The following is a 12,245-nucleotide window of genomic DNA, read 5'->3' on the forward strand; positions in this document are numbered from 1 at the left end:
AAATACACGTTAAAAACAGGTTCATTTGTAGAGGATAGCCGTGGGCGTTGGTATGTATGTCTTGTTGTTGAATCGCCTAAGCAAGATAAATCGACAGCAACCAAAGCGATTGGTATTGATCTAGGCTTAAAAGATATTGCCACCTGTTCTGATGGCACAGTAATTTCAAATCCAAAATTCTATCGAAAATATGAGCAGAAATTAGGTATTGCTCAGAGAGCCAGGAATAAGAAGCGTGTTCGTGCATTACACGCCAAGATTGCAAATAGTCGAAAAGATCATTTGCATAAAGCAAGCACCAAGCTTGTGAATGAAAATGCATTGATTATTGTAGGTGACTTGAGTGCTAAAAAATTAGTAAAAACCAAAATGGCAAAATCTGTTTTGGATACAGGATTTTCTGCACTAAAAACAATGCTTAAGTATAAATGCGAGAACGCAGGCGTATTGTTTGAAGAAGTCCAAGAAGCCTATACGACCCAAATCTGTTCGTGCTGCGGTGAGATCACCTCAAGTAGTCCAAAAGGTAGGACAGATCTTGGAATAAGAGAATGGGAGTGCATGAGCTGTGGTACAGCTCATGATCGAGATATAAACTCAGCTCTAAACATTCTTGCGCTTGGGCATAAGCGTCTAGCTGTAGGAATCACCCTCTTTTAAGGGGGTGAGGATGTCAATCAATAGAAAAGCGGACTTAAAGTCCGCTTGTTCAAATCTATATGCAAAGTTGATTATTGAATCACACCACAGGCAATACGGTCACCGCCACCGCCTAGAGGTTTAGGGTCGTCAGAGTAATTATCACCACCGGCATGGACCATGATGGCTAAGCCTTGTACATCCGCCAATTTCAAGCGTGGTGCAATTAAATTCACTTTTGCTGTGCCATCGGTTTGAACTTGAAGGATCGGTAAGTCACCCATGTGACCGGTTAGCGGCGTACCGTGGTGAGGTGCAGATTTAGGGTTAAAGTGACCACCTGCAGCAAGAGCAGCACCCGCTTTTCCATCTTTTTCAGCTGGGGCACAAGAACCTTTTTCATGAATATGGAAACCGTGTGGACCCGGAGGAAGCTGGGTTAAATTGGTATGAATAACCAAGCCAGCAGGGCTATCAACCATGTTAATTTGACCGATGCTTTGACCAATACCTTGAGCAGTCACGGCATTGACCGTCACGGTTTTTGCATTCAGACCTGTTGAAGTCGAGGTACTCGCACAGCCTGTAAACATCAGGGCACTGACCGCAGCAAGCGCGCCGAATTTAAATAGTGAAGACATGTTTGGCATCCTGTCTGTTTTTATGGAGTCTCAACCATTGAAACAGATGCGGATACAGGATGACAGATAATTTAAGTATTTGATTGTAATATTTGTTTAATGAATTCAAGCCTGAATTAAGGTTGTTCAGGCTTATCATCCATATTGTCTAAGTTATGTGCCAATGTTGCTTTGGGCATCATGACGGGTTCAATTTGGGTTTCATGCAACCATTCACGCCAAATCGCCAAGAGTACCGCCAAGATCACTGGACCGATAAATAAACCGACAAGACCGAAACTGGCGATCCCACCCAAAACACCAAACATGATTAATAAGAATGGAATCTGCGTTGCCCCTGAAATTACTAAAGGACGAATCACGTTATCGGCCGTACTCACGATACAAACACCCCAAGCCATGACGCCAATGGCTTCAATGGTTTGACCTTGTGAAAATAACCACAACGATACAGCGGTATATGAAATCGGTGGGCCAAAAGGAATCAGTGCCAACATGAAGGTAATGATGGTTAATAACATTGGGTTAGGCACATCGGCGACAAAATAGCTAACACCGGCAAGTAAAGCTTGGGCAATGGCGGTAAGACCGATGCCATACACTACGGCACGTGTAGTATCCGAAATAGTGGCAAGATAATGATGAATACGTGGCCCGATCACCATTTCGAGGGCTTTACTGACCTGACTTAAAATGGTTTGACCATCACGATAGAAGAAAAATAAAGACATCACGGCAAAACACAGCTTAAAGATATTTTTACTGACTTCGCCGACCAGAACTTTACCGTAGTTCAAATGCCCCTGAATCCAAATTTGTACCGATTGAATAATACTGTTCGGGTCATTGTTCAGTTCATGCAGGGTACGACTGACTTCTTTACCAATAAACGGCAGTTGGCGAATAAAATCAGGCACATTGACATGACCAGAGAAAACTTGCTTTTGTAATTCAAAATACAAGTTACGGCCTTCATGTTGTAACAAGAAGATTGCAAAAATCACCGGCAGACCCACCACGAGTACCACCAGTAAGATCATCAGCGCCGCACTTAGATTTGCACGATTGCCACAAAAACGATGTACTGATTGATACAGCGGCCATGTCATATAAGCAATAATCGCAGCCCAAACGACGGGCACAATAAAGTATTTGAGTACGCTAAAGCTCAAAAAAATCAGGATAAAAAATAATCCGAACAATAAGACTTTTTGTAATGTAGGTGCGAACGTTGGCAATGCGTGCTCTGATTTTTTCATCATGTTGTGTTCAATCTTAACCGAAAAAAAAGCTCCCGAAAACGAGAGCTTGTTAACTTATGGTGAATATCTTTCAGGCTAGATCCTTGCAAGATTGGCCTTTATATCAGCGAAATGTGGAATGATGGGTTAAAACCACTCGGCTTCGTCTTCAATAATGGCATTGAGCACAGGTTGCCATTGTTGTTGCATACCGAGGTACAATTTTTGCGTTTTGTCAAAAACTGAAAGACCTTGCATGGCAAGTTGACCATAAGCGGTACGTTCAGAAATCCAAGCAACGGGCTGTTGTTCAACTTTATTGAAAAAATCTTGAATTTCTTTGGAATGAGCAGAATTGGGTTTAACACGATTGGCCAGTAATAAGATTTGGACTTTACCTTTACGAATCCGTTTAATTTCTTGCAAATGCTTTAAAAAACGACGGGTCGAGTCGATGTCAAAGAAAGATGGTTGTAGCGGGGTAATGATGGCATGGGCTTCACTGACCAACTGATCTGCATGTTCACCCGATAACGCACCCGGTGCATCGATAATTAGATATTCAATCCCTTTTGGTACATCACCAATCGACTTTTCATGACGCCAATCTAGGCTCTGAATCGGGGCGGCAGTCTCTGGGCGCTGTTTGAGCCATTGACGTGCAGACTTTTGATTGTCAGCATCTGCCAAGGCCACTTTATAACCTTTTTGCGCAAGTGCAGAGGCTAAACTGATTGCTGTGATGGTTTTGCCACAACCACCTTTTTGATTGGCAATTAATATCGTTTTCATCGACCTAAATAGATTTTATTCTGCTCATCCCTAGCATATCATTGTTTAATGCGGGGAATATGACAAAGAACCAAAGTCTAAGTTTTTTCTATAGGTTTCGCTGTAATATCTTAAAAAGATTAGGAATTTTAAATGTCTGTCTGGATGGCCATGCTCATTGGCGCGTGTATTGGGATTGTACTGACCACCTTAATTTTAAGTGGCAGTCGCAATGGAAGGATTAAGGCAGAATACGAGCAATATATTGCAGAACTAGAATTGGAACATCAGCAGGCCTTGGCCCATGCACAAAAACGCAGTGTAAATACCAGTCGTGCTGTTTTAAAAGGCAAAATGGCCGAACAAATGGCGCCGATCATGCCTGAATTTCAGTATTTACCTAGCGATGCAAAGTTTCTCGGTGACCCGATCGATTATGTGGTTTTTGATGGTTATACCGACTTTCGTGATGGCGATGGACTCGCTGAAGACATCGAAGTGGTGCTGATTGATATTAAAAGTGGTGGCGCACGTTTGACCAAAGGGCAACAAGCGATTGCTCAAGCCATTGCCGAAGGGCGAGTGCGTTTTGAAACCATCCGAATTGATTTTGAGCATATTTAAGCTCGTGTGACTCAGCCTCAGAACCGTCGAAAAGTAATAAGGACAGAATATCCACATGGAAAAACTCTTAGCGACTGCAGCCGTTTTTGCGCTCATGCTGTGGATATGGTCTGAATATTTTCGTGCCATTCCACATTTAGAGCAGACTGGTGTGCTGAAAAATTTTCAGGTCACAGCGACTCAGGCATTTTCCGGTGAATATTTGCTGTTGGATAAACGCTACTACAGTGCCAGTAGTCGTACATTACATCCGGCAGCACCGACCGTGGTGGGTGGCTTTCAAGACTTGGCCTATGTTAGCAATATTGATCTGCTACTGAGTTCAGGCGCAAATGATTTCCAGTCTTTAAAATATCATCTTGAATGGTCGCAGCAGAACCGCTGTTTTAACGTACAAGCGAAAGACGTACCCTCGACACAAATTGGACAGCTCAACTCCGAATTGCAAAATGTCAGTGTGATTGCTCAATCCGAAGACGTCGCAAATCGTATTCGGCGTTTAAAATCAGGGGATCGTGTGGAGATTTTGGGTGCATGGGTGGATGTACATTCCATCAAAACAGGGAAGTCGTATAACACCTATAATGTGTTGAATAAAAAGCCCTGTCATATCCTAAAAATTAATGCCATTCGATTAATCAAAGACTAGGTACTTTTAACTAGATTTGATTTTGCTTAAACATGGCCTTGGACGCTTTAACTCAACTTCCGTGCGCGGGCGAGCAACATGCGCTGACCAATTTTTGGAATGCCTTCTGCATCAAAATACTGCGTTTCAAAACATTCAAACTGGGCATCTTCAAGCAACTTTTGCATATGACGATCCAGATGACAGCCATCCGCGACTTTCTTTTGAATGGGCGTCAGTAGGTGTTGTAACTGCTTAATTTTCCGATTTTCATTGTGTTGTACATGCTCAACCAAATGAAATGTCCCTGTTGGTTTAAGGACACGGTAGATTTCTTCAAGCGCAGTTTCAATATCGGCAATGCTGCATAAGGTCCATGTACTCACGACATGATCTAGACTTTCATCTGCAAAGGGTAATTTTTCAGCACCGGCTAAAATATGCTGTACCTCAAAGGGCGCAGCATGTACACGTTCAGCAGCTAAATGAAAAATATCGGGATTGGGCTCAAGGGCAAAAACCGTATCGACATTTTGATAAAACGCTAAATTCAAACCTGTACCAAAGCCAATTTCGAGTACCTCACCAGACACGGCTAACAGGAGTTCGCGTCGTTTATCCATCAGGCTCGGCACTTGCATGACTTGATTTAAAAGATGCGGAAAAATGTGTTGTTGATAAAATTTATAAATCATAGCGAGTATTGTTGTTGGCTTTTTTTAAAGTGTAATTCATGTCTTTTTAATTTTAAATCATGTGGTAGGGCATGGATATGGGCCAATTGACTGAATAACAGCATTTTGTTACCAAGTTCATAAGGTTTATGCAGACTGTGTGCGTAATATAGAGTTACAACTAGTGAAAACGACATTCATCATGCTCAACCTACGGGATTTTAAGCTCATGTTCAGGTTGGGGCATTATGTATAGATGAAGTCGGCTCAATTGCAGAATTAAAATTGAGTAATGTGAAGTATTACAGGGTAAGAGGATAACGCGATGATCAAGCGAATTGCATTAAGTACTGTGCTTGCAGGCTTTTTATTGAATGTCGGTGTCCAAGCGTCTTCAGATTATAATATTGCCAAAGGCTTAGCACCTGCTGCCAAAGGCCAGTCGATTTCCACCTTGAAAGAATTTAAAGGTGATTTCCGAATTTTAGGTTCAAAAACCTATCAAACAGATGAACAAGCAAAATTTTCTCCGATCGATTATGCAGTCAGTTGGGGTTTATTTGCAGAGCCAGAAATTGCTCGTACGATTTCAGTCAATCAATATGACCGTTTCTTAAATTGGAAAATGGATCGCGTTCCTGTACCGCAAAAGCAAGCCATGATGATGGTGTCGAATATGCACATCATTCCTGCAAACCCGCAAATTGCGAAACAAATTACTCAAGTAAAACGTGGTGATCTTGTGCGTTTAAAAGGGGATTTGGTTGAGGTGAAAGACAAAGATTTGGTTTGGACTTCATCTTTGACCCCAACAGATACGGGTGATGGGGCTTGTGAGGTTTTTCGTGTCAGTTCGATTCAGTGGATTGAAAAAGTTAAAGGCTAAACTTCGATTGCATCGAGATCGTATTTGAAATCGGTGTGCATTAGATTCAAGGTAAAATAATTTGATGATGAAAATGACGATAAAGAAAAAGTTTATTTTGAGTCTAATGATGGCGAGTAGTTTGGCGCTTGGTGGATGTACCAGTATGAGTTCAACTGTAGATGGGAAAACCCATGTATTTACTGAACAGCAAAGTTGTCCGACCTTGCTTGAGATGGATCGTGGACAGACTTTGGAAGTGCTGTTAAACGAAAATCCAAGTACTGGGTATGTATGGTCTTTGGCTGAGCAACCGAAACTTTTTAAAGTTGAAGAAGTGTTTCAGTCAGCTCAACAACAAGCTGCTGCGGATACGACACCAGTACTAGGCGCAGGCGGTCAAAAAACTTATCGTTTTACCGCAACGACTGCGGGTGAAGAATTACTACATTTGAAGCATGCACGGGCTTGGGAAAAAACCGCGATGGCTGAATGGACTTGTAGAGTTCGAGTGTCTTGATTTGAACCGATGATGAACGATAAAAAAGCCAGTATTTGTACTGGCTTTTTTTATTGCAGACGAACAGATTTAGAACGTCTGCCTAAGCATTATTTCGCGCTGAGCGCTTGACCGTCAAATTGAATACCTTCCCAACCATTTTGCATAAATTGGCGAATGTTTTGGTGGTCAGTTGCGTCTGGTGTTGCCAATACAGCAGCATAGTGTTCAGCAAAAAGACTTAATGTTTCAGCTTGGTTTAGACCATTCAATTGGGCAAAAGAAAACACTTTGGCACTGCCTTGGTTTTCAGTTGCTGCATTGGCTTGTTTGCCATTGGTAAAAGCGGTTGCTGTATGGTTATAACGCGCTTCAATAAATGCAATCACATCTGAAAATTTCGCAGTCCCTGCTTGAAGTTGATCTAATAATTCCTGAGCCATAATGTCCTCTTTCAATAAAAAATACCGCAAAGTGTTGCAGACTATAGCAAGCTTTGGCCCAAACATTTAACACTATTTGCGTAAATTAAATGCGTGTATATTGAAGGACGACCTTAGGCAGACTGTTGCCTAAATTGTAGATACCAATGATGTTGAAGTAGGACAACTATGAACTGGCTTTTGGTCGCATGTGGCGGCGCAATTGGGGCAACACTTCGCTATGCAGCAGGACTGTTATTGGCCAAGCCAACAGTACTCTTTCCTTGGGCAACATGGTGGGTGAATATTTTAGGTTGCTTTTGTGCAGGTGTGTTGTTTGCATTTAGCCAAAAATATCCCGTTCTACAAAATGAAGCACGCTTATTGCTTATGGTTGGGATATTAGGTGGCTTTACCACCTTTTCCAGCTTCGGCTTAGAAACCTTTCAACTGCTTAGACAAGGGCAAAGTGGGCTAGCATTCAGTTATGCTATTTCTAGTGTGGTAATTGGTGTCATCGTATTGGGGCTGGGATTTTACCTATTTCAGTCGATTTTAAAAATAGATGTTTAAAACAACGCTTGAAAACCACAAAATTTCAGACATAAAAAAAGAAGCTCAGGCTGGAGGAGGGGAACCCTGAACTTCTTTAATGTTTTAATTTTAAAAGAAAAAACTTAATCTAAACTGAACTTATTGTAAGCGTTTGAAACGCGCAAAGCGTTTATTAAAGTTCGCAATACGTCCTTCATTATTTACTTGACGTTGTTCACCTGTATAAAAAGGATGTGATGCGCTTGAGATATCGAGCGTCACATATGGATAGGTCTTGCCTTCAAACTCTTTGGTTTGATTGGTGCTTAAGGTACTGCCAATCACAAAAAAGGCATTGGCATTGGTGTCATGAAAGAGCACTTCACGGTATTCGGGATGGATGTTGGCACGCATTCTTCTGTTCCTTAAATTTATTGATTAAAGAAATGTTATAACATAACAATTAAAAATGCAAATATTGCCCGAAATTCATCGGGCAATCATCAGCGCTTTACGCTCCCTTAAGCGCTAGGTGGGACCAACTCATCAAAAAGATCATTGAGATTGTCATTCACTTTCAAATGAATCAAATTCCAATAATGCCCTGAAACAGTCCGGTTCACCATCAGGGTGTCTGGCGACGGTTTAAACACATCCCAGTATTTAAGAGATGGCTTAATTAATTCTACCCCGTCATGGTGCGCTGAATTTTCAGCAAAGTCGTATTGTGTGGTCAGCGGACGCATCAGTACTTCAAGCCATTGCTCATACAAGTCCACAGGGAATTTACCGAGTTCATTGAGGGAATGTAGGGCATCGAGTTGCTGTTCCATCAGTGGAATATCGTGCTTGCGTGCAGCATTAATCAATTGCTTAAAGTGCGACACGATTTCAGGAGACAGGGTTTTCACACCACCGTAGTCATATACGATGACTGAACCATCTTGACGAAAGGCGAAGTTGCCCGGATGCGGGTCACAGTGGAAACGTTTAAGGAAGAAAATTTCACGGCCTATGGCACGGAATAACCGTCTTCCCAAGGCATTTCGGGTTTCTTGTGACCATGTGCTGGCAGTTTCTATACTGTCGCCAAGCTCTAGACTTAGAGTCAAAATATGACGTGAAGAATAATCTTTATAGACCTGTGGAATGATGATTTTGTCATCCAGCGCACTATGAAACGCACGGGCCACATCTAAGTTTTGCGCTTCAATTTCATAGTTCAGTTCGTTGTCTAAACTGTCCTGAATTTCACGAAATAGCTTGTCTTGTAACTTCCGATCAATTTTTAATACGCCCATCAGACGAAGTGCAAGGCGAACTTGTTTTAAGTCACTTTCACAGGCTTCTTCGACACCCGGATATTGCACTTTCACCACCACCTGCTGACCATTAGGTAACACGGCTTTATGCACCTGCCCAATGGATGCAGCGGCAAAAGGTTGTTCTTCAAAACTTTTAAAAATTTGCGCGAGGGGTTTGCCGAGTTCTTGTTCTACTTGGGCCTTAATTTCAGCAAAAGGCATGGCTGGCGCTTGGCGTTGTAATTTACTGATCGCTTTTGCGACTTCAGGTGGAAAAATGTCTTTGTACTGCGAGGCAATTTGTCCGACTTTCATCACCGCACCTTTCATTTCACCCAAAGTGTCTGCAATTTGCAGACCGATGTCCTGAAAAAGTTTACTGCGAGATGCACTTTTCTGTTCTTCATCGGCAGTGATATTGCGGATGGAATTGGAAACGGTTTTAGTAGCAATGCTTGCCGTCATACTGGCAAGTTTCATAAAGCGACGACCCGGTGTGCTAGCCGTTTTTGCCATGTGATGTTCCTCAAGATCATCATTTATTATCTAATACCGATCATAGGCGACAAAACACAAACTGCCTACTTTAAATTGTTAAGACTTTATTTCCATTGATAAAATGATGGGCAAAAATGTAAATACTGAAAATAATTCAGGCAAATTTAAGCCACGCGCTGAATGGTTTAAAATATCGCGTCGCTAGAAGAGAACTGAACGATGAAAGTGTATCGCTATTTAACCGGTAAAGATGATGTCAATTTCTGTGCCCGTGTGACCAAAGCTTTAAATGAAGGCTATGAATTGTATGGATCACCGACCATGAGTTTTAATGGGACAGATGTGATTGTCGGGCAGGCGATCGTGAAAGACGTAGAGGACGACAGCCAAGTGCCACAAGGTTTAAAAAATGCCATCGAGGCGCTTAATTAGTTGGTTTTTGCTGCTTCGCTAGATTCAGTTTTTTCCAGTTCTAAATGTGGACCGAGATATTTACTGCATTGGTTATGGTGTAAATTTTCATTCAATGTGATGAGGTTTTGCGTCACGATAAAATCCTGATTATCCGCAGAGGCAAACTTTTGATTGGCCTTGATGAAGTCTTGATAGGTATACGCCATACCAGACTGCTGACAACTTAATTTTAAACGTGCGGTATATGAGTCCGCCTGTTGTTCATGATAAAAGCGAAAGGCTGTCCAAAGTGCTTGATTGATGTAATCAAATTCGGGTTGTGATTGGACTTTGATGGGTGCGTGATATAAAGGAAATTCATGTCGGTTGATCGTTTGTTCAGCTTGTAGTGACATGGAAAAGCCTAAGCTCAGACAGAGACTGATCGAGCGAAATACATGGGACATGTTTATTTTCCTCTTCTTCGTGCTTTTTATTTATGGCATTGCTATGCAGGGTGTTAATTTGCATTAGTCTTCTGCATAGCCTAGCCGTCTTTTTTAAGTAACTTTTTAGATGATTTTTAAGGGCTTATCCCGCATGTGCTAAACGTTTATTCATCATAAATAAACGTGTAAGTAGCAGTATACATGCGACAGTCAGGCCCACAATCAGGCCAATCCAAACGCCTGCAGCACCAGTCGTGGTAAAGCGTGCAAGATAGATCCCGACAGGGAAGGCAATGATCCAATACGCGATCATGGTGATCCACATCGGCCCTTTAGTGTCTTGCATACCGCGTAAACACCCTGCGGCACTGACTTGCCATGCATCCATCAACTGATAGGCAATAGCGAACAAGACCAAGTACACGGCAAGCTGAGTCACATCATAGTCATTGGTATAGAGTGACACAATTTCATTACGTAAAAGCCAAAGCAGCAGCATGGTAATTAGGGCAAATACCGTCCCTGTCAACATACCGACTTTCTGGACTTTTCGCATCGCTAGCCAGTTCTTCTCCCCATAATAGGTACCGACCCGAATGGTCAGCGCAATCGCCAGTGACATGGGAATCATAAACAATTGCGAGGTAATCGAAATGGCGACTTGATGCGCTGCAATGGTAACTTCGCCTAAGGGACTCAACACAATAGCGGCTGTACTAAAAATACTGACTTCAAAGAAAATGGCTAAGCCAATAGGAAAGCCGAGTTTTAAAATACGTTTGATCCATTCACTGTTCATTTTTTCAAAAGCAGCGAAAGGTTGGGTTTTTTGATAGGCCGATCCTTTGAAAACGTACATCGCCAAAGCAAAGAACATTAACCATTGCAAAATCGCGGTGGCAAATCCACATCCAGCAGAACCCAGTTCAGGGACTGGGCCTAAACCATACATAAAAATAAAGTTCAGTGGAATTAACACCAATAAGGCCAATAGACTCAGCACAGTGACTGGACGTGGATGCCCCAATGCTTCTGAGTAACCACGTAAAGCTGCGTACATGGTGACAGCAGGCATACCTAAACTAATGGCGTGTAAGAATAAGCTCGCCTTCGGAAGTAATACTTCAGGGACACCCAATAACGGTAAAAGCAGCGGCATAGCTTGTAAGACTAATGCGGCAATGATCCCTAAAAATAATGCGACCCACAAAGACTGACGGGCGATGGTGGCAATTTTTTCAGGCGTGCGAGCACCATTGGCTTCTGCCACTAATGGGGTGGTTGCAATCATAATGCCGCTGAACAGCAGCATGACCGGTATCCATAAACCGACCCCGACCGCAATGGCTGCAAGGTCATTGGCGGACATGTGTCCAGCCATGATGGTATCAATGAGACCAAATCCCGCTTGCGCAAACTGCGTGATCAATATCGGGATCATTAAATGAAACAGTTGTTTTAATTCATACTTGCTGCTTGTTACAGCCGTGACAGTAGACACAGAATGTACTCATTTCTTGTGAGGTGCTTAGGAATGAGGTCTTAGCGTTGGAAAGTGAGAAGCACACCAATAAAAATCACCACGCCACCCAATAAGCGTTGCCAGTTAATCGGGGTTTTTTCAGTGCCGAGCAAGCCAAACTGGTCAAATACCATCGACATTAAGATCTGTCCAAAAATAATCAGACCGGAGAGGGATAAAAAACCCAGTTTCGGTGCGGTATAAATACTGATACTGATGGCATAAACACCCAAACATCCCCCCAGCCATAAATACCAAGGGATTTGAGCAAAACTTGCAAAGTCCGGTTTTTCGGCCGATTGAAAAAACACCATAAAGGCGAGGACTATTGTACCAATCAAAAAAGAAAAAAGGGCAGCTTGCAGCGGTGAATATAAATATTCACGCAATTGGCTGTTGATCGCTGTTTGAATGGTCATAGCGATACCAACACCCATCGCGAGCGGCAGTAAGTACAATAAATGGCTGCTTATTTTCATCTTCTAATCATCTAATTCTTCTTAAATTTATTAGTCTACTGTATTGTGGATGAGATTTCATA

The 12,245-nt window shown here is 42.3% G+C and carries 17 protein-coding genes; 7 read left to right on the forward strand and 10 right to left on the reverse strand.

Going from position 1 to position 12,245, the window contains the following annotated elements; translation table 11 throughout:
* Nucleotides 1-660 (forward strand): RNA-guided endonuclease TnpB family protein (locus tag FTT94_RS12200; protein ID WP_180170869.1); only part of this gene is annotated, 660 nt, incomplete at its 5' end.
* Nucleotides 661-731: 71 nt separating this feature from the next.
* Here FTT94_RS12200 and sodC read toward each other — a convergent pair.
* The 3 genes from sodC to FTT94_RS12215 all read right to left on the reverse strand — a co-directional run bounded on the left by sodC (nt 732) and on the right by FTT94_RS12215 (nt 3,313).
* Nucleotides 732-1,280 (reverse strand): superoxide dismutase family protein, encoded by a 549-nt coding sequence (sodC, locus tag FTT94_RS12205; protein WP_180010495.1) that lies wholly within the window; start codon nt 1,278-1,280, stop codon nt 732-734.
* Between the two features lie 116 nt (nt 1,281-1,396).
* Nucleotides 1,397-2,518, reverse strand: coding sequence for an AI-2E family transporter (locus FTT94_RS12210; protein ID WP_180003496.1), 1,122 nt, complete (start codon nt 2,516-2,518; stop codon nt 1,397-1,399).
* Nucleotides 2,519-2,668: 150 nt separating this feature from the next.
* Nucleotides 2,669-3,313, reverse strand: coding sequence for a ParA family protein (locus FTT94_RS12215; protein WP_078192493.1), 645 nt, complete (start codon nt 3,311-3,313; stop codon nt 2,669-2,671).
* A gap of 132 nt (nt 3,314-3,445) precedes the next feature.
* Between FTT94_RS12215 and FTT94_RS12220 the strand changes: the two genes are divergently transcribed.
* Together FTT94_RS12220 and FTT94_RS12225 are read left to right on the forward strand one after the other, a co-directional pair.
* Nucleotides 3,446-3,916, forward strand: coding sequence for a Holliday junction resolvase-like protein (locus tag FTT94_RS12220; protein WP_078192492.1), 471 nt, complete (start codon nt 3,446-3,448; stop codon nt 3,914-3,916).
* A 55-nt stretch (nt 3,917-3,971) separates the two neighbouring features.
* On the forward strand, nt 3,972-4,565 hold the full coding sequence (locus FTT94_RS12225) for a hypothetical protein (protein WP_180170870.1): 594 nt from the start codon (nt 3,972-3,974) through the stop codon (nt 4,563-4,565).
* Nucleotides 4,566-4,612: 47 nt separating this feature from the next.
* Here the strand turns inward: FTT94_RS12225 and FTT94_RS12230 are convergent, their stop codons facing one another.
* Complete coding sequence (locus FTT94_RS12230) at nt 4,613-5,239, reverse strand: class I SAM-dependent methyltransferase (RefSeq protein WP_168378146.1); 627 nt, start codon at nt 5,237-5,239, stop codon at nt 4,613-4,615.
* Nucleotides 5,240-5,543: 304 nt separating this feature from the next.
* Between FTT94_RS12230 and FTT94_RS12235 the strand changes: the two genes are divergently transcribed.
* Nucleotides 5,544-6,104: a hypothetical protein gene (locus FTT94_RS12235; RefSeq protein ID WP_078189325.1), complete on the forward strand. Its 561-nt coding sequence runs from the start codon at nt 5,544-5,546 to the stop codon at nt 6,102-6,104.
* A gap of 73 nt (nt 6,105-6,177) precedes the next feature.
* A complete protein-coding gene (locus FTT94_RS12240; RefSeq protein ID WP_257223592.1) occupies nt 6,178-6,603 on the forward strand; it encodes a protease inhibitor I42 family protein in 426 nt (141 codons plus the stop codon).
* A gap of 89 nt (nt 6,604-6,692) precedes the next feature.
* Here the strand turns inward: FTT94_RS12240 and FTT94_RS12245 are convergent, their stop codons facing one another.
* Nucleotides 6,693-7,025, reverse strand: a complete 333-nt coding sequence (locus FTT94_RS12245; protein WP_078189323.1) for a HopJ type III effector protein — start codon at nt 7,023-7,025, stop codon at nt 6,693-6,695.
* 168 nt (nt 7,026-7,193) lie between these two features.
* On the opposite strand from FTT94_RS12245, the gene crcB reads away from it, so the two are divergent.
* Nucleotides 7,194-7,577, forward strand: a complete 384-nt coding sequence (gene crcB, locus FTT94_RS12250; RefSeq protein ID WP_180010497.1) for a fluoride efflux transporter CrcB — start codon at nt 7,194-7,196, stop codon at nt 7,575-7,577.
* A 120-nt stretch (nt 7,578-7,697) separates the two neighbouring features.
* Here crcB and FTT94_RS12255 read toward each other — a convergent pair whose 3' ends face one another.
* Together FTT94_RS12255 and FTT94_RS12260 are read right to left on the reverse strand one after the other, a co-directional pair.
* Complete coding sequence (locus FTT94_RS12255; protein ID WP_180170871.1) at nt 7,698-7,952, reverse strand: type B 50S ribosomal protein L31; 255 nt, start codon at nt 7,950-7,952, stop codon at nt 7,698-7,700.
* Nucleotides 7,953-8,059: 107 nt separating this feature from the next.
* A complete protein-coding gene (locus tag FTT94_RS12260; RefSeq protein ID WP_180170872.1) occupies nt 8,060-9,358 on the reverse strand; it encodes an AarF/ABC1/UbiB kinase family protein in 1,299 nt (432 codons plus the stop codon).
* A gap of 201 nt (nt 9,359-9,559) precedes the next feature.
* Here FTT94_RS12260 and FTT94_RS12265 point away from each other — a divergent pair, with 201 nt between their 5' ends.
* Nucleotides 9,560-9,772 (forward strand): DUF1737 domain-containing protein, encoded by a 213-nt coding sequence (locus FTT94_RS12265; RefSeq protein ID WP_078189319.1) that lies wholly within the window; start codon nt 9,560-9,562, stop codon nt 9,770-9,772.
* Here FTT94_RS12265 and FTT94_RS12270 read toward each other — a convergent pair.
* The 3 genes from FTT94_RS12270 to FTT94_RS12280 form a co-directional block, all read right to left on the reverse strand.
* Nucleotides 9,769-10,200 carry a hypothetical protein gene (locus FTT94_RS12270; RefSeq protein WP_180170873.1) on the reverse strand — a complete coding sequence of 144 codons (432 nt, stop codon included), beginning with the start codon at nt 10,198-10,200 and terminating at the stop codon, nt 9,769-9,771. The genes FTT94_RS12265 and FTT94_RS12270 overlap by 4 nt on opposite strands.
* A gap of 124 nt (nt 10,201-10,324) precedes the next feature.
* Complete coding sequence (locus FTT94_RS12275; RefSeq protein ID WP_373685866.1) at nt 10,325-11,683, reverse strand: MATE family efflux transporter; 1,359 nt, start codon at nt 11,681-11,683, stop codon at nt 10,325-10,327.
* A gap of 41 nt (nt 11,684-11,724) precedes the next feature.
* Nucleotides 11,725-12,183 (reverse strand): DMT family transporter, encoded by a 459-nt coding sequence (locus tag FTT94_RS12280; RefSeq protein WP_180170874.1) that lies wholly within the window; start codon nt 12,181-12,183, stop codon nt 11,725-11,727.
* Nucleotides 12,184-12,245: the final 62 nt, after the last annotated feature.

This window comes from Acinetobacter sp. YH12027, from assembly GCF_013420085.1.
GTDB classification, from domain to species: Bacteria; Pseudomonadota; Gammaproteobacteria; order Pseudomonadales; family Moraxellaceae; genus Acinetobacter; species Acinetobacter amyesii.